Raw genomic sequence first — 20,788 nt, forward strand, 5'->3', positions numbered from 1 at the left:
GGTGCAAGCGCTTGCCATGCGGGCCGAGTGCCTAGAATCGGATGCGTGAGCGTCGAATCCCCCTACGCGGCGCTGCTGGCGGCGGTCCCGGCTCGTGAGCACGTCGTGCGCATCGCGGGCGGCGACACCCACTACTGGGAGTACGGGCCGAGCGACGCCTCGACCACGATCGTGTTCGTGCACGGCTACCGGGGCGAGCACCACGGGCTCGAGCCCGTCGTCGCCCAGTTGCGCGGCGTGCGCGTGATCAGTCCGGATCTGCCCGGGTTCGGCGCCTCGGACCGGCTCGCGATCGGTGCCCACGACATCCCGGGATACGCCGGATGGTTGCGTGCCTTCGTCGACGCGCTCGGCCTGACCGGCCAGGCCGTCGTGCTGGGTCATTCCTTCGGCTCGATCGTCGCCGCGGCCGCCGTCGCCGATGGCCTCTCGACGCCGCGCCTCGTGCTCGTCAACCCGATCGCGGCACCGGCACTCAAGGGACCGAACGGCTTCCTCAGCCGTCTCACGCTGTTCTACTACCGGGCAGCCCGTGCCCTGCCCCCACGCCTCGGCTCGGCGCTGCTGGGCAACTGGCTCATCGTGCGATTCATGAGCGCGTTCCTCGCCCAGTCGAGCGACCGCGAGCTGCGCCGCTGGGTGCACGATCAGCATCACACCTACTTCAGCCGCTACGCGGACCGCGACAGCGTCGTGGAGGGGTTCGAGGCATCCATCTCCTCCGACGTGTCGATGTTCGCCCCCTCGATCGCGGTGCCCACGCTGCTGGTGGGTGCCGACCGCGACCCGATCACCACGGTCGCGGCGCAGGAGCGGCTCGCGACGCTGTTCCCGGATGCCCGGCTCGTGATCATCCCCGGCGTCGGTCACCTCGTGCACTACGAGAAGCCCCGCGAGGCGGCCGAGGCGATCGTCGCGTTCCTCGGCGCCGGAGAGGTCGTGACCGCGTGAAGGTGATCTTCGACTCCCGCTACACGCGCCTGGGCCGGCACGACGGCATCAGCCGCTTCGGGGCGCGCCTCGTCGAGGAACTCGCGAAGCTGCATCCGGATGTCACCATGCTCATCTCCGACGAGCGCCAGCTGGAGATGCTGCCCGACCTGCCGTGGGTGATGGGGCCCCCGCCGACCGGCGCTGGGGAGCCGTGGGTGGCCCGTCACGTCAACCGCTTCGCGCCCGACATCGTGTTCACGCCGATGCAGACCATGGGGCCGCTCGGGCGCCGGTACGCCCTCGTGACGACCGTGCACGACCTCATCTACTACACGCACCGCACACCGCCGCGCGATCTGCCCTGGCCGGTTCGGTTGATCTGGCGGGTCTATCACCTCTGGTACGGGTTCCAGCGCGCGGTGCTGAACCTCGCCGACGCGCACCTGACCGATTCGGCCACCACCCGCGACCTCATGATCGAGCACCGGATGACCCGCAACCCGGTCACGGTCGTCTGGCTCGGCACCGACGTGCCGCCGAACGTGCCCGATCGGGCCGCTCCGGAGACGCGCGAGCTGGTCTACATGGGATCGTTCATGCCCTACAAGAACGTCGACCTGCTGGCTCGCGCGATGCAGCAGCTGCCCGGCTGGACCCTCGACCTGATGAGCCGCGTGAGCGCCGAGGATCGCGCTCGCATCGAGGCGCTCGCCCCCGAGGGCTCGGTGCGGTTCTTCGACGGTGCGAGCGACGAGGACTACCAGGCGGCCCTGCTGCGCGCGACCGCGCTCGTCTCCGCGTCCAAGGACGAAGGCTTCGGCCTGCCGGTCGTCGAGGCGATGGCCGTCGGCACGCCGGCGGTGCTCAGCGACATCCCGATCTTCCGCGAGATCGGCGGCGAACCGGCGGGGTTCTTCGACCCGAACGACGTCGATTCCTTCGTCGCGGCGGTGCGCACGCTCGAGGACGACACCGAATGGCGTCGCCGCAGCCTCGCCGCTCGCGAGCGGGCCGCGCTGTTCACCTGGGAGGCTGCAGCGCGCAAGCTGCTCACCGTGCTCGAGGAGACGGTCGCTAGGCGACGCGCGCGATCGTCGCGTCGGTGAGCTCGGCCAGCCTCGCCGGCTCGATCGCAAAGACCGAGGTGGCGCTGGCCGCGGCGGCCCAGACCACCGGCAGTCGCAACAGCGTCTCGTCCATCACCGTACGCAACGGCTCGGGATGACCCAGCGGCGGCACCCCGCCGATCGATGACCCCGTCTCCGCCTTCACGCGCTTGGCGTCCGCCATCCGCACCTCGCCGCCGAGGAGTTCGGCCAGCAGCGTGGTGTCCACGCGGTTCGGGCCGGAGGCCAGCACCAGCACCGGCTCGTCGTCACGCAAGAAGAGCAGGCTCTTGACGATGGCCTCGACCCCGCAGCCGAGCGCCGCGGCGGCCTGCGCGGCGGTGTGGGTCGAGGCATCCATCTCGCGCGGCTCGATGAGGATGCCGCGTTCGGCCAGTCGCGACGCGAACCGCTCCGCCCTCGCGTCCACGCTCAGCCCCTCGCCTCGATCGGGTTCTGGGTGGCGAAGTCCTCGCCGTGCTCCGAGAGCTCGTCGATCGGGTCGTCGAAGGCGATGAGGCTGAAGGCGCCGTCGACGTAGCGGAAGCTGTGGATCGACCCGTTGGTGATCGCCGGATGCTCGCGGTCCGGATCGACGGCGCCGAGCACCGAGCGGATGACGCCGCCATGACTGACGACGACCACCGACTCGCCCTCGTGGGACTGCGCGATCGCCATCAGCGCCGGCAGCACCCGCTCGACGACCGCCTCGCGGGACTCGCGCCCCGGCACCGGGGCGTCGTTCGGGAAGCGCTCCGCGATCTCGCGATAGTCGAGTCCCTCGGCTTCGCCGTACTGGCGCTCGACCAGGTCGGCGTCGGTGCTCGGTGTCGGCAGTCCCAGCTCGGCGGCGATGATCGCACCGGTCTCGAAGGCGCGGGAGAGCGGACTGGTGATCACCGCGTCGAGGTGGCGTCGGGAGAGCAGTCGACCGGTCGCCAACGCCTGCGCCCGGCCCGTGTCGTTGAGCGGCACGTCGGTCGCGCCCTGGATGCGTCTGGCCAGGTTCCAGTCGGTCTCACCGTGGCGGACGAGGTAGAGCAGCACGCGTTCCTTCCCGGGGGCCGGTCGACCGACCCGACCGGTGGTCGGTCAGCGGTCGCCGAGCCTGACGAGCAGCGTCGCGAGCGTCTCGGATGCCCCGGCATCGATCTTAACGGTCGCCTTCGCGTCGCCCTTGGTCGCCCCGCGATTGACGATCACGATCGGGAGCCGACGACGGTACGCCTGCTCGAGCAGGCGGATGCCGGAGTTGACCACGAGCGAGGAGCCCGCGATCAGCAACGCGTCCGCGCGGCGCATCAAGGCGCTCGCCTCGTCGAACTTCTCCTTCGGGATGAACTCCCCGAAGAACACCACGTCGGGCTTGAGCATGCCGCCGCACACGGTGCACGCGGGAATGACGAACTCGTCGATCGCCGCGATCTGCACGTCGCCGTCCGGGTTCAGCACCACCTCGTCGGGCAGTTCGAGCCAAGGGTTCTCCGCGGCGAGCCGCTCGGCGATGTTCGCCCTCGCGAAGAACTGCCCGCAGGTGAGGCACCGCACGCGGTCCATGGTGCCGTGCAGGTCGACGACGCGCTGCGACCCGGCGCGCAGGTGCAGCCCGTCGACGTTCTGCGTGATGATGCCGTCGACGATGCCCGCGGCCTCCAGGTTCGCGAGCGCCACGTGTCCGGCGTTCGGCTCGGCCGAGCCGAAGCTCTTCCAGCCGAGGTGACTGCCCGCCCAGTAGCGCTTGCGATAGTGCTCGTCGGTGAGGAACTGCTGAAACGTCATCGGCGAACGCGCAGGCGCGCCCTCGCCGCGATAGTCGGGGATGCCGGAGTCCGTGCTCACGCCGGCCCCCGTCAGCACCGCCACCGTGCGCCCCTCGAGGGCCGCCACGGCGGAGTCGAGCGCGGGCGAATCGACCGTCATCGTGGACATCGCGCTCCTTCCGTGCTGCTGCAAGAGTAAACGCGCAAGTTTTCGGATATGTTTCCGACTCGTGCACATCCACCGCATCGACTCGCTCGAGGACCCCCGCCTCGAAGACTACGCGCGCCTGACGGACGTCGTGCTGCGGCGCAAGTCCGAGCCGGCAGGCGGTCTCTACATCGCCGAGTCGACGAAGGTGATCGGCCGGGCGATCGGCGCCGGTCATCGGGTGCGCTCGGTGCTCACGCTCGAGCAATGGCTGCCGGAGCTCGAGCCCATGCTCGAACCCGACACGCCGGTGTTCGTCGGTTCGGCCGAGGTGCTCGAACGGCTCACCGGCTTCCACCTGCACCGCGGCGCCCTCGCGTCGATGCATCGCCCGCCCCTGGCTCCGGTCGCCGAGGTGCTGCGAGATGCGCGGCGGGTCGTGGTGATCGAAGACGTGGTCGACCACACCAACGTCGGCGCCATCTTCCGCTCGGTCGCGGGACTGGGCGCCGACGCCGTGCTCGTGACCCCGCGCTGCGCCGACCCGCTCTACCGCCGCAGCGTGCGCGTGAGCATGGGCACGGTGCTGCAGGTGCCGTGGACGCGACTGGCGGACTGGCCGGAGGGCGGCCGGCAGCTGCACGACGCGGGGTTCCATATCGCGAGCCTCGCGCTGGCGGACGACGCCGTCGCGCTCGACGAGTTCGCGATCGACGCCCCCGAGCGGGTCGCGATCGTCGTCGGCACCGAGGGCGACGGGCTCAGCCGTGCGGCGCTGCGCAGCGCCGACACGGTGGTGACGATCCCGATGCTGCACGGGGTGGACTCGCTGAACGTCGCCTCCGCGGCCGCCGTCGCGCTCTGGGCGCTCAGGCCGCGCTGAGCGCCGCCCACCCCCGCACCCGTGCGAGGGCGTGCGCGGCGGCCGCGGCATCCCCGTCGGCGCGGTACCACGTGACATCCATCGCCGCGCGGGCATGCGCCCACCGGATCGCTCGCTGCGGGTCGGCTCCGACCAGACCCGCCGCGCGAACCATGCGCTCGTGCAGCACCGCCAACGGATGTGCGAGGCCCCACGGTGCGCCGAGCTGATCCACCAGCGGCGCAAGATCGAACGCCGGATCGCCGATCATCGGCTTCGGATCGATCACCCGCCAGCCCATGCCGTCGTCGAGCACGTTGCCGGGATTGAAGTCGCCGTGCAGGAAGGCGTCGCCGTCGTCGAGTTCGAGCAGCGCCGCGTAGTCGCGCAGCCCGGCGTCGACGAGCGCCCGGTCCGCGTCTCTCGCCGCCGTGCGCATCGCCGCGTGCGCCTGGTCGACGAACGGTGCCATGATCTCCGCGAGCCCTGGGATCTCGCGCGGCGCCGGGCGGGCGGCGAACGCGGCATGCAGCCGGCACGCGATCTCGATCGCGGCGTCCGTCGGCAGCGTCGCGTGCGAGAGCGGGGTGCCGGGACGCACGCGCTCCAGCAGCAGGCTCCAGGTGAACCGGTCTTGCCGCAGCACCGCGGGCGCCAACGGCGCACCCCACGCGTCGAGCGCGACGGCCTCGCACACCCCTTCGACGTGGGGAAAGCCGACCTTCAGCACCGCGTCGATGCCGTCCTCGGTCGTCACGGCGAGCACCACGGCCACCCGGCCGCCGGGAAAGGACTCGGCGGGGGTGAGGTGCCAGCGCTCGAGCATGAGCGCCACGAGGTCGGGGGCCGCGGCATCCCAGGCGTACCTCGTCGGGTAGGCGTCGATCGCGGCGGGATCGAAGGGCACGCACTCCACGTCTCGACCCTAGCCTCGTGCCGACGGTAGGCTCTCGACACCTCGTCGGACGGAGCCGTGATGACCAGTAGCAGCAGTACGTCGACAGCACCGCGCGAGGGTAAGGGCCTCGCCGCCGGCACACTCGGCCTCTTCGGCTCGACGGTGATCGGACTCGCGTCGACGGCACCCGTCTACTCACTCGTGGCGACCCTCGGGTTCGTGGTGCTCGCCGTCGGCGCCCAGGCGCCCATCGCCTTCATCGTCGCGTTCGTGCCCATGTTCTTCGTGGCCTTCGCCTACCGCGAACTCAACCGGGCCGTGCCGGACTGCGGCACGACGTTCACCTGGGCGACGAAGGCCTTCGGCCCGCGCATCGGCTGGATGGGGGGATGGGGCGTGGCCGTCGCCGGCATCGTCGTGCTCGCGAACCTCGCGCAGATCGGCGGAAAGTACTTCTGGCTGCTGGTGTATCCGGAGTTCGCTGCGAACACCGTCGTGGTCACGATCACCGGCGTCGCGTTCATCGCGCTGATGACCTTCATCAGCTACCGGGGGACCGAGATCGGCGAGAAGCTGCAGAACGTGCTGCTGGGCATCCAGTATCTGGCGCTCGTCGTGTTCGTGGTCGCGGTGATCGTCGCGATCGCCACCGGTCAGGCGCCGGCCGGGTCGACGCTGCCGAGCCTGGAGTGGTTCAACCCGTTCGCATTCGGCGACTTCAGCAGCTTCGTGGAGGCGATTCTGCTGGCGCTGTTCATCTACTGGGGCTGGGACACCTGCCTCGCGCTCAACGAGGAGACCAAGGACCCCGAGCACACGCCGGGGCGGGCAGCGATCCTCTCCACGGTCATCCTGCTCGTCACCTACGTCGGCGTCGCCGTCGCCGCGATGGCCTACGCGGGCCTGGGCGACACCGGCCTCGGCCTTCGCAACGAGGCGAACTCCGACGACGTGTTCTTCGCGCTGAAGGACGTGCTGCTCGGCCCGGTCGGCATCCTGCTCGTGATCGCCGTGATGGTCTCGGCGGTCTCCTCCACGCAGACCACGATTCTGCCGACCGCGCGCGGGACGCTCGCGATGGCCGCCTACAAGGCGCTGCCGAAGCGGTTCGGGATGGTGCATCCCAAGTACCTCACGCCCGCGTTCTCCACCATCGTGATGGGCGTCGTCGCCACGGTGTTCTATGTGGGGCTGACGATCATCAGCGAGGACTTCCTCTCCGACACGATCCTCTCGCTCGGACTGGCGATCGCGTTCTACTACGCGATCACCGGATTCGCCTGCGTCTGGTTCTTTCGACGCAGCCTCTTCGACTCGGCGCGCAACGTGGTGTTCCGGCTCGTGTTCCCGTTGCTGGGAGCGCTCAGCCTCAGCGCGGCCTTCGTGTTCTCGGCGATCGACATGTTCAATCCGGACTACGGCTACACCGTGCTGTTCGGCGTCGGCGGTGTCTTCGTGATCGGCATCGGCTCACTGGCGGTGGGCGTCGTGCTGATGATCGTGTGGTCGTTCTTCCCGGGCTCGAAGCCGTTCTTCCGGGGGGGAGACGCTGAACGAGACGTCCGCGGTGCTCGTGCCCGAGGAGACGGTGCCGACCCGCCGCTCCGTCGACGGGGGACTCGTCTGAGCTCGGTTAGCCTGTATCGGTGCCGCTGACCCGCCGACAGATCTACCGGCGTCGCCGCATCGCCGTGTTCGGCAGTGCCGCGCTCGTGCTCGCCATCGCCTTCTACCTGCCGCTGACCCTCCTCGCGCCGCTGCGGGCCGTGGATGCCGCGGTGCCCCCGGTACCGACTCCCGCGGTATCCCAGCCCGCCGTCTCCCTGCCCGGGTACGGGGCCGCGGCGATCGGCGCCGTCGGATACCCCGGAGTGCTCACCTCCTCGGGCAGCACCGAACCGCTGCCGATCGCCTCGATCGCCAAGGTGATCACGGCCCTCGTCGTGCTCGACGCCAAACCGCTCGCGCCCGGCGAGGCCGGCCCGGACATCGTGTTCGGCGACGCGGACCTCGACTTCTACGACCAGATGCTGGCGCTCGACGGCGTGGTCGGAGACGTGACATCCGGTCAAGCGATGTCGCAGCGCAACGTCATGAACGTCATGCTCATGACCTCCGCCAACAACTACGCGATGTCGCTGGCCAACTGGGCCTTCGGCTCGATCGACGGCTACGTCGCCGCCGCGAGCGACTGGTTGGCCCGCCACTCGCTGACCGCGACGACGATCACCGAACCGACCGGCATCCAACCCAGCGACGTCAGCTCCACGACCGACCTCATCGAGATCGCCCGACTGGTGACCGCGAACCCGGTGCTCGCCGAGATCGTCGCCACCAAGAGCATGGATATACCGGGGTTCGGGCCGATCACGAATCGCAACGGCCTGCTCGGGGTCGGCGGCATCGACGGGATCAAGACCGGCACGCTCGACGAGTCCGGGGCCTGCCTGCTGTTCTCGTGGGACTACGCGGTCGGCTCGCAGACGGTGACGCTGCTCGGGGTCGTGCTCGGCGGCCCGAACCACGCGACCGTCAACGCGACGATCGAGGGCCTCCTGGGCGAGGTCGATGCCGGCTTCAGTGAGGTGTCCCTCGCGGCGGCCGGCCAGGTGTTCGGCAGCTACAGCACCGCGTGGGGCGACAGCGCCAACGCCGTGGCGGCGGAGGCGGCATCCCTGCCGCTGTGGGCGGCCACCCCCGTCACCGCGGTCGTGGAGACGGGTGAGGTGACGCTCGGCGAGGTGGGCACCCGGGTCGGGACCGTCACCTTCACCGCCGCCGATCGCACCGTGACCGTACCGCTCGTGCTCGACACCGAGATCGACGATCCCGGGCCGTGGTGGCGGCTGACCAATCCCGACAAACTGTTCTAGGCTCCACCCAACTCACAGGCACGACCGCTAGAGTTGCCCCATCTGGAGCAGTTGCTCATCCCCGTGGCTGGGAAGTCATTCTACGATTTCGAGGCCACGTGAGCTCTGCGAACTCCGCCGTACCCGCACGCATCATCAAGACCGGCCCCCGCGGCATCGGCAACCCGCTGAGCGAGTTCTCCGCGCTGCTGCACACCGTGCGCGACGCCGGACTGCTGCGCCGCAGGGTCGGTTTCTACGTGGCCGTCTTCGCCGGCATCACCGTGGCCATGGCCGCCGCCTGGGCGGGACTCGTGCTGCTGCAGGACACCTGGTACGTGCTGATCATCGCCGCGGTCATGGGGGCGCTGTTCACGCAGTACGCCTTCATCACCCACGAGCTCGCGCACCGGCAGGTGTTCACCTCGGGCAAGACCAACGACTTCGCCGGACGCTTCATGGCCGACCTCGTGGTCGGCATCAGCTACTCGTGGTGGATGAGCAAGCACACCCGCCACCACGCGAACCCGAACACGGTCGACAAAGACCCGGACATCGAGACCGACTTCATCATCTTCCAGAAGGAGAAGGCGGTCGGCCTGCGACCGTTCGCCGGATTCCTCGCCAAGCGTCAGGGCTATCTGTTCTTCCCGGCGCTGTTGCTCGAAGGTCTGAACCTGCACATGCACGCCTTCAAGACCGTCTTCTCGCCCGGCAAGGTGGACAAGCGGGCGCTCGAGATCGTGCTGCTGCTGGTGCGCAACGTCGGCCTCGTCGCCATCGTCTTCGCGATCCTGCCCCTCGGTGCCGGCTTCGCCTTCCTCGGGGTCATGCTCGCCGTGTTCGGCGTCTACATGGGCGCCTCGTTCGCACCGAACCACAAGGGCATGCCGATCCTGCCGAAGGGTTCGAAGGTCGACTTCCTGCGTCGCCAGGTGCTCACGAGCCGCAACATCACCAGCGGCGTCTTCATGAACCACGTGATGGGCGGGCTGAACTACCAGGTCGAGCACCACCTGTTCCCGAGCATGCCGCGACCCCACCTCAAGCGGGCGGGCGAGATCGTGCGCGAGTACTGCGAGAGCCGCGGCATCCCGTACACCGAGGTCGGGCTGTTCACCTCGTACGGGATCGTGATCCGATACCTCAATGAGGTCGGGCTGGGCGCCGGAGGGGACCCGTTCGACTGTCCCGCCGCCGGTCGCAACGGCTACGCCGGATTCGCCGCCAGCTAGGAGCCGGCTAGAACGCGGGCCGCTTCGGCTCGATCTGATCGCCCGAGGACTGGTGGCGCAAGCGCCGCAGCACCCACGGCACGAGGTGCTCGCGCGCCCAGACGATGTCTTCGACACGCGCTTGGCGCCACTGCTTGGGCGGCAGCGGCTCGGGCTTGAAGGGCTCGAGGTCGTGCTCGACACCCAGTGCGTCGAGCACCATGGCCGCGATCGTGTGGTGGCCAACCGGTGAGAAATGCAGGCGGTCGGGCGCCCACATGCGAGGGTCCTTGAGTTCGCGCAGCGCCCACATGTCGGCGACGATCGCATCGTGGCGCTGAGCGATCGCCCGCAGGTTCTCGTTGTAGATCGCGACCTTGCCGCGCACCCGGCTCAGCACCGGCGTCATGCCGATGTCGGGCCCGTTGAACATCACGACGGTCGCCCCGTCGCGCCGCAGCACTCGGATGAGCGCCTCGAACCGATCCGCGATGTCGTCCGGATCGGTGCCGGGGCGGATGATGTCGTTGCCTCCCGCGGAGACGCTGATCAGGTCGGGTTTCAGTGCGATCGCGGCCTCGGCCTGCTCGGCGGCGATCTGATCGAGCAGCCGACCCCGGATGGCCAGGTTCGCGTAGGCGAAGTCATCGGCGTCGGCCGCAAGCACTTCGGCGACGCGGTCGGCCCAGCCGCGATGTCCCCCCGGACTGCCGGGCTCGGGGTCCCCGATGCCCTCGGTGAACGAGTCGCCGATGGCGACGTAGCGACTCCACGGGTGCTGCTGCGCTGACATGGCTCCATTTTCGCGCACTCGGCACCGTAGGTGCGCGTGCACCCGCCGATAGCAGAGGCGCGCACGTCGGGGCAAGGGGCTTGTCCCCCGACCGGGGGAGTGATGGGCTGTGTGCGTCCTGAAAACCGGGACGGCATGACCGAACGACTGGGAGGTCGTCATGGGAATTCTTGGCTGGATCGTACTGGGGCTCGTCGCCGGTGCAATCGCAAAGGCAATCCTGCCGGGCACGCAAGGTGGCGGCTGGATCATCACGCTCGTGCTGGGTGTGGTCGGAGCGCTCCTGGGCGGATTCCTCGGCAGCGCGATCTTCGGGATCGGTCTGGAGACCTTCTGGTCCCTCCAGACCTGGCTGCTCGCGATCGGCGGCGCGATCGTCGTGCTGCTGATCTATGGCCTCGTCACGCGCGGCTCACGTCGCGCCTGATCCATCGACGAGTGGGGGGAGGTGCGCCAAGAGCGCGCCGCCCCCCATTCGCGCATGTCGGGTCTTGTCCGCGCGATGCCGGGGTGCCAAGGTTGGGGCGCGGGGTCGAAATCGGCCCCCTTCCGCATGAACTCCTGGAGTCGCACAATGGGCTGGTTCTCGTTTCTCATCCTCGGCATCATCGCCGGCGTCATCGCCAAGCTGATCCTCCGCCAGAAGGCCGGCTGGTTCCTCACCATCATCCTCGGCGTGCTCGGTGCGATGGTCGGCGGCTGGATCGCCGGACTCATCCCCGGCGTCGGATACGAGAACTTCTGGTCGATCCAGTCGTGGCTGATCGCCATCGGGGGCGCCCTCGTGGTGCTGCTCGTCTTCGGCCTCATCACGCGCCGCCGCGCCTCGCGGTAGGCCTTCGACACGGGGCGGGTGCCACTGACGGCATCCGCCCCGTGTCGTTCCCGGGTGGGAGGATGCCACCATGGGCAAGCAGGACGGCAGCGATCGCCAGGTCACCGCGAGCAGCGTCGACGACGCGACCGCGACGATCCTGCACGCCGACCTCGACGCGTTCTTCGCCTCCGTGGAGCTGCTCGACCACCCGGAGCTCGTCGGCAAGCCCGTGATCGTCGGCCACCCGTCCGCCCGTTCGATCGTCACCGCCGCCACCTACGAGGCGCGCAAGTTCGGGGTCAACTCGGCACTGCCGATGGCCATCGCCCTTCGGCGCTGCCCGCAGGCGATCGTGCTCGAACCCCACTACGAGCGCTACACGCACTATTCGAAGCTCGTCATGGCGATCTTCGAGGAGCTCACCCCGCGAGTCGAGAAGCTCGGCATAGACGAGGCCTTCCTCGATGTCGCGGGCGCCCGCCGCATCTTCGGCAGCCCGATGCAGGTCGCGCAGCTGCTGCGCACCCGCGTCCGCGCCGAGACGGGCCTGGTGGTCTCCGTCGGAGCGGCGGCGACGAAGTTCGTGGCCAAGGTCGCCAGCGGTCTGTCCAAGCCGGATGGGCTGCTCGTGGTGCCCCTGGAGGGCACCGTCGCCTTTCTCCACCCGCTGCCGATCGCGAAGCTCTGGGGCGTCGGCGGCAAGACCGAGGAGGTGCTGCTCGCACGCGGCTACCGCACGATCGGCGACATCGCCGCGGCATCCGTGCCCGCACTGCAGGCGATCGTCGGCGAGTCGGCCGCCCAGCGCCTGCACGAGCTGTCCTGGGGCCGGGACCCGAGGCACGTGCACGCCCGGCCGGACGAGAAGAGCATCGGACACGAGATGACCTTCGAGACCGACGTCACCGACCCTGAGATCGTGCGGCGCGAGTTGCTGCGCATGTCGAACATGGTCGCGGTGCGACTGCGCCGGGCCGGTATGCGGGGACGCACGGTGGTGCTGAAGCTGCGTTTCGGCGACTTCACCACCATCACCCGCTCGCGCACCATCCGCGAACCGACCGACCTCGGCCGCACCATCTACGACGAGGTGCGCGCGATCTACGACGGGCTCGGGCGGCACGATGCGCGCATCAGGCTCGTCGGTGTGCGGGCCGAGCAACTGCAGGATGCCGACGCCGCACAGCTCGGACTGTGGGACGACTCCGAGGGCTGGCGGGATGCCGAGGAGGCGATGGATGCCGCGACCGCCCGCTTCGGGCGCGGCGCGATCCGCCCCGCCCGACTGCTCGGTCCCGAGGCCAGCGAACGGCCCCGGATGGGGCAGCGGGACTGATCCCGACCGAGCGCCATGACGGGCGGGGCTCGATCACCGATCGGTGTCGTCCGGCTCGGGTACCATCTGATCAAGTGACCACCTCCCCGTTTCCCGGCCCCACGGTCGGCACCTTCGCGGCGGAGCATCTCTCACCGGCCTACCCCGAGCGGGCCGCCCGCGGCACGGCCGACAAGCTTCGCGCCTGGCAGGCCGAGGCCCTCGACCTGTACTTCGAACGCGAACCCCGCGACTTCCTCGCCGCCGCGACCCCGGGCGCAGGCAAGACCACATTCGCCCTGAGGCTCGCCGTCGAACTGATCGCCAGACGCGTCGTTGAGCGCGTCACCGTGGTCGCTCCGACGGACCATCTCAAGCGTCAGTGGGCGGATGCCGCACACCGGGTGGGACTGCGCCTCGACCCCGGGTACGCCAACGGCGCGGCGTGGGGCGGGCGGCGGTTCCACGGCATGGCGGTGACCTACGCGCAGGTGGCGGTGAAGGCATCCCTGCACCGGCAGATCACCGAGTCGGCCCGCACGCTCGTGATCCTCGACGAGGTGCACCACGGCGGGGATGCCCTGAGCTGGGGCGACGCGATCCGCGAGGCCTTCGAACCCGCCACCCGACGCCTGTCGCTGACCGGCACGCCGTTCCGCAGCGACACCGCGCCGATCCCGTTCGTGACGTACGCGCCGGATGCGAAGGGCATCCGCACCTCGCTCACCGACTACTCCTACGGCTATGGCCGTGCCCTCGCCGACGGCGTCGTGCGGCCGGTGATGTTCATGGCCTACGCGGGCAAGATGCGCTGGCGCACCCGCATGGGCGACGAGATGGAGGCCCGGCTCGGCGAGCCCGACACCAAGGACGTCACCTCCCAGGCCTGGCGCACCGCGCTGGATCCGAAGGGGGAGTGGATGCCGTCGGTGCTGCGCGCCGCCGACGTGCGCCTCAGCGAGGTGCGGCACGCGATCCCGGATGCCGGCGGGCTCGTGATCGCGACCGACCAGGATGCCGCGCGCGCCTATGCGAAGCTCCTGCACGAGATCACGGGGGAGCAGCCCACGGTCGTGCTCTCGGACGAGAAGGACTCCTCGTCGCGGATCGAGACCTACGCCGCGAGCGAGCGGCGCTGGATGGTCGCCGTGCGGATGGTGTCGGAGGGCGTCGACGTGCCGCGCCTGGCCGTGGGCGTCTATGCGACCTCCGCGTCGACGCCGCTGTACTTCGCACAGGCCGTCGGGCGCTTCGTGCGTGCGCGGCGTCGCGGCGAGACCGCCTCGATCTTCCTGCCGAGTGTGCCCTCGCTCATGTCGTTGGCGACGCAGCTCGAGCTGGAACGCGACCACGCCCTCGACCGACCGAAGGCCGACGACGGCCTGCTCGACGACGATCTGCTCGCCGCCGAGCAGCGCGAGCAGGCCACCAGCGACGTGCTCACCGACGAGTTCACCTGGGAGGCGATCGAGTCCGACGCCAACTTCGACCGGGTGCTCTACGACGGCGACGAGTTCGGCTTCGCCGCACCGACCGGCAGTGACGAGGAGCTCGACTTCATCGGGTTGCCCGGCATCCTCGAGCCCGAGCAGGTGCGCGAGCTGCTGCGGCAGCGGCAGGCTCGGCAGTCCCGCCGGTCGGCCGCACGCCCGACCGAGGAGCAGCCCGCCCCGCTGTACCGCAACCTCAAGGAGCAGCGAAAGCTGTTGAACTCGCTGGTGGGGATGCGCGCGAAGCTCTCAGGCGAACCGCACGGCCTCATCCACGCCGAACTCCGTCGCGTGTGCGGCGGGCCTGCGGTCGCGCAGGCCACGGTCACGCAGCTGCAGGCGCGCATCGATTACCTGCGCAAGGGCCTGCGAAGCTGACCGTGCCCGGTCCCGGGCAATGAGAAACGCCCCGGCTGTCATAGCCGGGGCGTCTCCTTACTGAGCTCTCAAGTTCAGAGGGGGCGGATGTTCTCCGCCTGGGGACCCTTGGGTCCCTGCGTGATGTCGAACTCGACCTTCTGGTTCTCGTCGAGCGACTTGTAACCGCTCGTCGAGATGGCCGAGTAGTGGGCGAACACGTCAGGACTTCCATCCTCGGGGGCGATGAAGCCGAATCCCTTTTCCGCGTTGAACCACTTGACGGTACCTGTTGCCATGCAAACTCCTCCAGGAGTCTAAAACCGACCCCGACAGCCGGGGCCTACCGCGACGCCATGAAAGCGCGTTGGTGTGCTCAGGGTATAGCAGGTACGCGCCATTATGGCCAGTTATGACGAAACCGGTGCGAGATGGTAACAAAGCGTTCGCCCGCCGTTCGTCAGCGAAAGTCCCGAGAACGGGTGCGCGGCGCCATCGCAAGCGGTTCGAAATGGTCGGCGACGACGTTGGTGACACCCTCCGCCGAGCGCTCGAGCATGCCCCGCACGATGAGCGCCGGGGCGTCCCGCGCCACGCGACGGTGACGTGACCAGACGCCCACGCTGCAGATCACGTTGACAAGGCCGGTCTCGTCCTCGAGGTTCAGGAACGTGATGCCGCTCGCGGTCGACGGCCGCTGCCGGTGCGTGACCACCCCGGCGATGCGCACCCTGCGGCCGGACTCCGCCGTCGCGAGGTCGTCGGCGCTGAGGATGCCCTGTTCCGTCAGCGCGGACCGCAGGTGCTCGACGGGGTGGCTGTCGGACGACAGACCGGTCGCCCACAGATCGCTCATCACCTGCTCGACCGGCGAGGGCATCCCGAACAGCGGCGGCTGCACCGCGATCACGCTGTTCGGCAGAAACTCCGCCCGGTCTTGCGCGGCGTTGCCCGCGTTCCACATCGCCTCACGCCGACCGAGACCGAACCCGTCGAACGCGCCGGCAGCGGCGAGCACCTCCAGCTGCGCGGTCGTCAGCCCGGTGCGACGCACGAGATCGTGCATGTCCCGGTACTCGCCGCCGCTGTCACGTTCGGCGACGATGCGCTCGGCGATGGATGATCCGATGCCCCGCACCTCGGCGAGCCCGAGGCGCACGGCGTAACCGCCATCCCGACGGTGGTCGTCGGTGTCGAAGGGCGCGGTGCGCTCGAAGGCGCCGACCGGCGGCTGCTCGCGCTCCAGGCATGCGTCGTCGCCGGTGGCCGGTGGCCGGGCGGCGTCGAGACCCGTCGCCCGATCACCGTGCTCGCCCGCTGAAAGCGGCTCCAGCCCCGCGTGCACGCCCGAGAGCTGAATGTGCGGTCGCAGCACCTGCACGCCGTGCCGCCTGGCGTCCGCGACCAGGGACTGCGGCGAGTAGAACCCCATCGGCTGCGCCCGCAGCAGCGCGGCGAGGAACGCCCCCGGGTAGTGCAGCCGCATCCAGGCGCTCGCGTACACCAGCAGCGCGAAGCTCAGCGCGTGGCTCTCGGCGAAGCCGAACCCCGCGAAGGCCTGGATGGCACCGTAGATCTGATCGGCGTTCTCGCCGTGGATGCCGTTCTCCGCCATGCCCGCATAGAGCTTGTCGCGCAGCTTCTCGATCTTCTCGATGCCGCGCTTGGAGCCCATCGCCCGGCGCAGCAGGTCGGCGTCGTCGGCCGTGCAGCCGCCGACCGCCACGGCGACCTGCATGAGCTGCTCCTGGAAGATCGGCACCCCGAGGGTGCGCTCGAGCGGTTCGACGAGCTTCGGGTGCAGGTAGCTGATGGGCTCCTTGCCGAGCTTGCGCCGCACGAAGGGATGCACCGCTCCGCCCTGAATCGGCCCGGGACGCACGAGCGCGATCTCCACCACGAGGTCGTAGAACCGTCTCGGCTGCAGGCGCGGCAGCAGCCCCAGCTGAGCGCGGGACTCGACCTGGAAGACGCCGATGGCATCCGCCCGGCAGAGCTGGTCGTAGACGCCCTGCTCCTCCTTCGGAATGGTGTCGAGGTCCCACTGCTCGCCGAGTGTGTCGCGCACCAGGTCGAAGCTGTACTGCAGTGCGGAGAGCATGCCCAGACCCAGCAGGTCGAACTTGACCAGGCCCATCCATGCGCAGTCGTCCTTGTCCCACTGCACGACCGTGCGGTCCTTCATGCGTGCGTACTCGATCGGCACGACCTCGCCCACCGGGCGTTTGGTGAGCACCATGCCGCCGGAGTGGATGCCGAGGTGCCGCGGGAACTTCATCACCTGCGTCGCCAGATCCACCACCGCGTCCGGGATGTCGTGGTGCTCCAGCGCGCCGCGCTCGACCTGCTTCGACCAGGCATCCTGCTGGCCGGGGGAGTGCCCGAGGGCCTTGGCCATGTCCCGCACCGCGAACTTCGGGCGGTACTGGATCACGTTGCACACCTGCGCGGCGCGCTCCCGGCCGTACTTGGCGAACACGTACTGGATGACCTCCTCCCGCCGGTCGGAATCGAAGTCCACGTCGATGTCCGGCTCCTCCTCGCGCATCGCCGAGATGAAGCGCTCGAACGGCAGCCCGTACCGGATCGAGTCGACCGCGGTGATCTTCAGCAGGTAGCAGACCACCGAGTTCGCAGCGCTGCCGCGCCCCTGGCAGAGGATGCCCTGCTCACGGGCGTACCGCACGATGTCGTAGACGATGAGGAAGTAGCCGGCGAAGTGCTTCTCCTCGATCACGTCGAGTTCGCGTTCGATGCGCCGCCGCTTCGCATCGTCCAGGGTCATCCGTCGATCGGCGACCCCCTCCCAGACCAGGTGCCGCAACCAGCTCATCGGGGTGTGCCCCTCGGGCACCTCCTGATCGGGCAGCTCGGGCTTGGCCCGACGCAACTCGAAGGCGAGTTCCTCGGCGATCACCACCGAGTTCTCCACCGCACCCGGGTAGCGTGCGAAGCGCGCCGCCATCTCGGCACCGCTGCGAAGGTAGGCCCCGCCAGCCGCAGGCAGCCAGCCGTCGAGCTCATCGAGGCTGCGGCGAGCGCGCACCGCGGCGAGCGCCGTGTGCAGCGGATGCTGCGACGGCGTCGCGTAGTGCACGTTGCCGGTCGCGACCGCCCGCAGCTCTCGCTCGCGTGCGAGGGAGAACAGCGCGTCGTTGCGGGCGTCGTCGAGCGGATCACCGTGCGAGAAGAGCTCGACCACGACGTTCTCGTGGCCGAAGAGGCCCACGAGCCGGTCGAGTTCACGACCGGCCGCGGCGATCGAGCTCGCCGAGATCCCGCCCGGCCTCGACTGCGCCCGATCGTCGAGGGCCTGACGCACCGCACCCTTGCGGCAGCCGGTGAGCACCATCCAGTGCCCGCCCGCCGTCTCGGCGAGTTCGTCGATGTCATAGATCGGGCGTCCCTTCTCGCGCCCGCGCAGTTGCGCTCGGGTGATGGCCGAGGCGAGCCGGTGGTAGCCCTCCTGCCGACGGGCGAGCACGAGCAGATGGGTGCCCTCGGGGTCGGGCACGCCGTTCTGCGGAGCACTGAGACCGAGCGAGAGCTCGGCACCGAACACCGTGCTCGTGGTGCCGATGGCGGCAGCGGCCTCCGCCATGCGTGCGATGCCGTAGAAGCCGTCGTGGTCGGTGAGCGCGAGCGCGGTCAGCCCCAGCCGCGCCGCCTCCTCCAGCAGCGCCTCGGGCATGCTCGCGCCGTCGAGAAAGCTGAAACTCGAGTGCGCGTGCAGCTCGGCATAGGGCACGACGCCCTCCGTCGTGCGCAGCCTCGGCGGCTGGTAGGCGCCGCGCTTGCGACTCCAGGCCGGTGCATCCCCGCCGTCGCCGCCCACCGGCGGGTCCATCTGGGGCGTGCCGGCCGGGCGCGAGAGGTCGCTGAGCCGACGTTGGAGTTCGGACCAGGGGATCGGCGGATTGTTCCAGCCCATCAGTCGTACCGCGCTTCCGCCCACCAGCCACCGGCGTCGAGCACGAGCAGCCACGCGCACCCACTCTCGTCGACGGCCTGGAACCGCCACGAACTTCGCCCCTCCGCCGACCACCAGCGTTCGTCGATCGGCCATGGCCCCGCCCACGCCGTGATGCGACGAAGACCGCGGCCATCGGCTGAGAAGGTCGCCGGTACGGCCGAGACGGCACCGCGTTCGGTCACCGCGACCGGCTCCCCGGTCGAGGCGAGCACGTGCACCGCCCGCCGCGGGGCGAACACCGTGCCGGGCAGCGGGGTCGGCAACCGCCCCGGCCAGGGCCGGGCAGCAGGGCGCGCGGCGAGCGGCCGGTCTCCCCACGCGACGAGGTGCTGCCGTTCGGCGAGCGTGCGACCCCCGCCGAGGAACGGCATGAGCACACCGCCGTGTCCCAGCATGCTCTGCACGCGCGAGAGACCGTGATGGATGCGCTCGTCCGGTGCGCTGCCCCACAGTCCGGCCTCGTGGTGGCCGACGGCATCCACAGCCTCGGGAGCGATTCGCACCCGCACGACTCCGGCGCTGAACTCGCCCTGCAATTGCCAGCGCACGCGGTCGACGACATCCGCCGGAGCGAAGGACCGTGGATGCAGCCACACCCGCTCCTGATGCTCGCCAGCATCCGAGTGCAGCTCCACCCGGATGGCGGTCGCGACGAGCCGGGACGCCATGAGGCGCTCCACGAAGGCCTCGGCGCTCGTGCGCACCGCGAACGCGACCTGATCGACGCGCTCCAGGGCGGGCTCGAAGTCCAGCACGACATCGAGTTCGGGCGGGGGAGTGCGCGGGGTCACCGGCAGGCTGTCGCTGCCGCCGGCGAGCGCGTGCAGGCGTGCGCCGTGCTCCCCGAACCGGGTGCGCACGTCCGTGGCGGCGAGCCCGGCGAATCCGCCGAGATCGTGGATGCCCAACCGACGCAACAGCGTGACGATGCCGGTCGACGCCGTGTCGTCGTCGAGCAGCCCGATCGGCAGCGGGGCCAGGAACGCGGCCGACTCGCCGGGGGGCACGATCCGCACCCGGGCGGTGCCCGTCATCCTCGCGGCACGGTCGGCGGTGAAGATGCCGTCGGCGATGCCCGCCCGCGCCGCCACCGCCCCGAGCTCGTCCGCGCGGGCCGCGAGTGCGATGCCCGCGGCCTGCTCGCCGCCGTAGTACCGAGCGGGTCCGCGAGCGCGCACGGTGAACACACCGGGACGCAGCACCTGCACCCCGGGGGTGAGCTGCTCGATGCCCGCGATCACGGGTTCGAAGGCACGCGAATCGAGCGCCTGATCGTAGTCGAGCACGTGCAGCGCGGGATGCCGCGCCTGCGCCTCACGCAGCCGCAGGCCGCGCTGCACCCCCTCCGCGCGCGCGGCGGCGGAGGAGGCGAACACGAGGTTCTTCTCGATGAGTGCGACCGCGGCATCCGGCCCGAGATCCGCTTGCCGCATCGCCGCGACGACCGGCCAGTCGGGGCACCACACCACGATCACGCGCGGTGGCGCGACGGGGATCACCCTGCCGCCTCCCGCAGCGGGCGCACCTCTTCCCGGCTGCGGCGGACGATCTCGGACGCGTCGGGCAGCCACAGCCGGGCGCTGCGGGGACGCCCGGCGGCACGATGCGTCACGGTGATCGTCGCCTCGCGCGCTGCCAGGTGTCCGTGGCCCTGGCCGATGCCATGCCAGCGACTCGCCGAGAGCGAGAGCATGGCCTCGGTCTGCGGCCACGGACCGAGCACGAGCAGCGTCGCACCGCGCTGACGCAACCTGGCGGCCAGTCGTGCCACGCTGGAATCGCTCGCCCGCTTCGGTGGCCGCGTGACGACCACGCCCATGATGTCGGCGATGGCCGCCGTCACCGTGAGCCAGTGCTCGCCGGGGTGCGGCACGAGCACGAGTCGTTCGAGGTCGACGCCGAAGTGCGCCGCGGCCTCAACGCCGAACTCCGGCACGCCGACGATGCCGCACCAGGTGCCGGCCGCCGACGGCGCCGCGAGCAGGGTCATGAGCAGCATCGCCGACTGCTCGACCGAATAGGCGGCTCCCTGCTGCAGTCCGCCTCCCGGCAGCAGCTCCGCGATCGCCGGATGCGTCGGCAGCAGTCGTGTCGGGGCCGCGGTCGCCTGCATGGAACGGATGCGCGCACGCAGCGTCTCGATCTCCTCGACGGGAGAACTCAGCACGGTGGCGGCGGACACCTGTTCATATTCGAACATATGTTCGAGTGTGTCAATCGCCCACGACATCCGTTCGGCGTGTCGTGAACACACGCGTCGATCGAATGCA

The 20,788-nt window shown here is 69.9% G+C and carries 18 protein-coding genes and 1 pseudogene; 10 read left to right on the forward strand and 9 right to left on the reverse strand.

Annotated elements, in window-relative coordinates; all coding sequences use genetic code 11:
• Positions 1–45 precede the first annotated feature (45 nt).
• Both PYV02_RS12505 and PYV02_RS12510 read left to right on the forward strand, forming a co-directional pair.
• The gene (locus PYV02_RS12505; RefSeq protein WP_275759375.1) at positions 46–951 is read left to right on the forward strand and encodes an alpha/beta fold hydrolase; all 906 of its coding nucleotides are present in this window, start codon (positions 46–48) and stop codon (positions 949–951) included.
• Positions 948–2,039, forward strand: a complete 1,092-nt coding sequence (locus tag PYV02_RS12510; protein WP_275759376.1) for a glycosyltransferase family 4 protein — start codon at positions 948–950, stop codon at positions 2,037–2,039. The genes PYV02_RS12505 and PYV02_RS12510 overlap by 4 nt, the downstream gene beginning before the upstream one ends.
• Here the strand turns inward: PYV02_RS12510 and PYV02_RS12515 are convergent.
• From PYV02_RS12515 to PYV02_RS12525, 3 genes are read right to left on the reverse strand one after another with little or no spacing between them, the layout of a single operon-like run.
• Positions 2,008–2,469, reverse strand: coding sequence for a YbaK/EbsC family protein (locus PYV02_RS12515; RefSeq protein WP_275759377.1), 462 nt, complete (start codon positions 2,467–2,469; stop codon positions 2,008–2,010). The two genes, PYV02_RS12510 and PYV02_RS12515, sit on opposite strands and share 32 nt — an antisense overlap.
• 2 nt (positions 2,470–2,471) lie before the next feature.
• Positions 2,472–3,086, reverse strand: coding sequence for a histidine phosphatase family protein (locus PYV02_RS12520; RefSeq protein ID WP_275759378.1), 615 nt, complete (start codon positions 3,084–3,086; stop codon positions 2,472–2,474).
• Positions 3,087–3,131: 45 nt separating this feature from the next.
• On the reverse strand, positions 3,132–3,968 hold the full coding sequence (locus PYV02_RS12525; RefSeq protein WP_275759379.1) for an NAD-dependent protein deacetylase: 837 nt from the start codon (positions 3,966–3,968) through the stop codon (positions 3,132–3,134).
• A gap of 61 nt (positions 3,969–4,029) precedes the next feature.
• Here PYV02_RS12525 and PYV02_RS12530 point away from each other — a divergent pair, with 61 nt between their 5' ends.
• On the forward strand, positions 4,030–4,830 hold the full coding sequence (locus PYV02_RS12530) for a TrmH family RNA methyltransferase (protein WP_275759380.1): 801 nt from the start codon (positions 4,030–4,032) through the stop codon (positions 4,828–4,830).
• On the opposite strand, the gene PYV02_RS12535 is transcribed toward PYV02_RS12530, so the two are convergent.
• Complete coding sequence (locus tag PYV02_RS12535) at positions 4,817–5,725, reverse strand: aminoglycoside phosphotransferase family protein (RefSeq protein ID WP_275759381.1); 909 nt, start codon at positions 5,723–5,725, stop codon at positions 4,817–4,819. The two genes, PYV02_RS12530 and PYV02_RS12535, sit on opposite strands and share 14 nt — an antisense overlap.
• 60 nt (positions 5,726–5,785) lie before the next feature.
• On the opposite strand from PYV02_RS12535, the pseudogene PYV02_RS12540 reads away from it, so the two are divergent.
• The 3 genes and pseudogenes from PYV02_RS12540 (at position 5,786) to PYV02_RS12550 (ending at position 9,794) form a co-directional block, all read left to right on the forward strand.
• Positions 5,786–7,334 (forward strand): annotated as a pseudogene (locus PYV02_RS12540) (APC family permease).
• 19 nt (positions 7,335–7,353) lie between these two features.
• Positions 7,354–8,580, forward strand: a complete 1,227-nt coding sequence (locus tag PYV02_RS12545; RefSeq protein WP_275759383.1) for a D-alanyl-D-alanine carboxypeptidase family protein — start codon at positions 7,354–7,356, stop codon at positions 8,578–8,580.
• Between the two features lie 98 nt (positions 8,581–8,678).
• A complete protein-coding gene (locus tag PYV02_RS12550) occupies positions 8,679–9,794 on the forward strand; it encodes a fatty acid desaturase family protein (RefSeq protein WP_275759384.1) in 1,116 nt (371 codons plus the stop codon).
• A gap of 7 nt (positions 9,795–9,801) precedes the next feature.
• Here PYV02_RS12550 and PYV02_RS12555 read toward each other — a convergent pair whose 3' ends face one another.
• Positions 9,802–10,566, reverse strand: coding sequence for an SGNH/GDSL hydrolase family protein (locus PYV02_RS12555; RefSeq protein WP_275759386.1), 765 nt, complete (start codon positions 10,564–10,566; stop codon positions 9,802–9,804).
• A 160-nt stretch (positions 10,567–10,726) separates the two neighbouring features.
• Between PYV02_RS12555 and PYV02_RS12560 the strand changes: the two genes are divergently transcribed.
• From PYV02_RS12560 to PYV02_RS12575, 4 genes are all read left to right on the forward strand, one after another.
• Entirely contained in the window at positions 10,727–10,993 is a 267-nt protein-coding gene (locus PYV02_RS12560; protein WP_275759387.1) for a GlsB/YeaQ/YmgE family stress response membrane protein, read from the forward strand.
• A 147-nt stretch (positions 10,994–11,140) separates the two neighbouring features.
• Entirely contained in the window at positions 11,141–11,401 is a 261-nt protein-coding gene (locus PYV02_RS12565) for a GlsB/YeaQ/YmgE family stress response membrane protein (RefSeq protein WP_275759388.1), read from the forward strand.
• A 70-nt stretch (positions 11,402–11,471) separates the two neighbouring features.
• Positions 11,472–12,719: a DNA polymerase IV gene (gene dinB / locus PYV02_RS12570; protein WP_275759389.1), complete on the forward strand. Its 1,248-nt coding sequence runs from the start codon at positions 11,472–11,474 to the stop codon at positions 12,717–12,719.
• A gap of 74 nt (positions 12,720–12,793) precedes the next feature.
• Positions 12,794–14,566 (forward strand): DEAD/DEAH box helicase, encoded by a 1,773-nt coding sequence (locus PYV02_RS12575; RefSeq protein WP_275759390.1) that lies wholly within the window; start codon positions 12,794–12,796, stop codon positions 14,564–14,566.
• Positions 14,567–14,640: 74 nt separating this feature from the next.
• Here the strand turns inward: PYV02_RS12575 and PYV02_RS12580 are convergent, their stop codons facing one another.
• The 4 genes from PYV02_RS12580 to PYV02_RS12595 form a co-directional block, all read right to left on the reverse strand.
• Positions 14,641–14,844, reverse strand: a complete 204-nt coding sequence (locus PYV02_RS12580) for a cold-shock protein (RefSeq protein WP_275759391.1) — start codon at positions 14,842–14,844, stop codon at positions 14,641–14,643.
• 161 nt (positions 14,845–15,005) lie between these two features.
• Entirely contained in the window at positions 15,006–18,476 is a 3,471-nt protein-coding gene (locus tag PYV02_RS12585; protein WP_275759444.1) for an error-prone DNA polymerase, read from the reverse strand.
• The gene (locus PYV02_RS12590) at positions 18,476–20,017 is read right to left on the reverse strand and encodes a DNA polymerase Y family protein (RefSeq protein WP_420833634.1); all 1,542 of its coding nucleotides are present in this window, start codon (positions 20,015–20,017) and stop codon (positions 18,476–18,478) included. The genes PYV02_RS12585 and PYV02_RS12590 overlap by 1 nt, the downstream gene beginning before the upstream one ends.
• The gene (locus PYV02_RS12595; RefSeq protein ID WP_275759392.1) at positions 20,014–20,718 is read right to left on the reverse strand and encodes a hypothetical protein; all 705 of its coding nucleotides are present in this window, start codon (positions 20,716–20,718) and stop codon (positions 20,014–20,016) included. Before PYV02_RS12595 ends, PYV02_RS12590 begins: the two co-directional genes overlap by 4 nt.
• Positions 20,719–20,788 lie beyond the last annotated feature (70 nt).

This window comes from Antiquaquibacter metalliresistens, assembly GCF_029211225.1.
Taxonomy (GTDB): Bacteria; Actinomycetota; Actinomycetes; order Actinomycetales; family Microbacteriaceae; genus Rhodoglobus; species Rhodoglobus metalliresistens.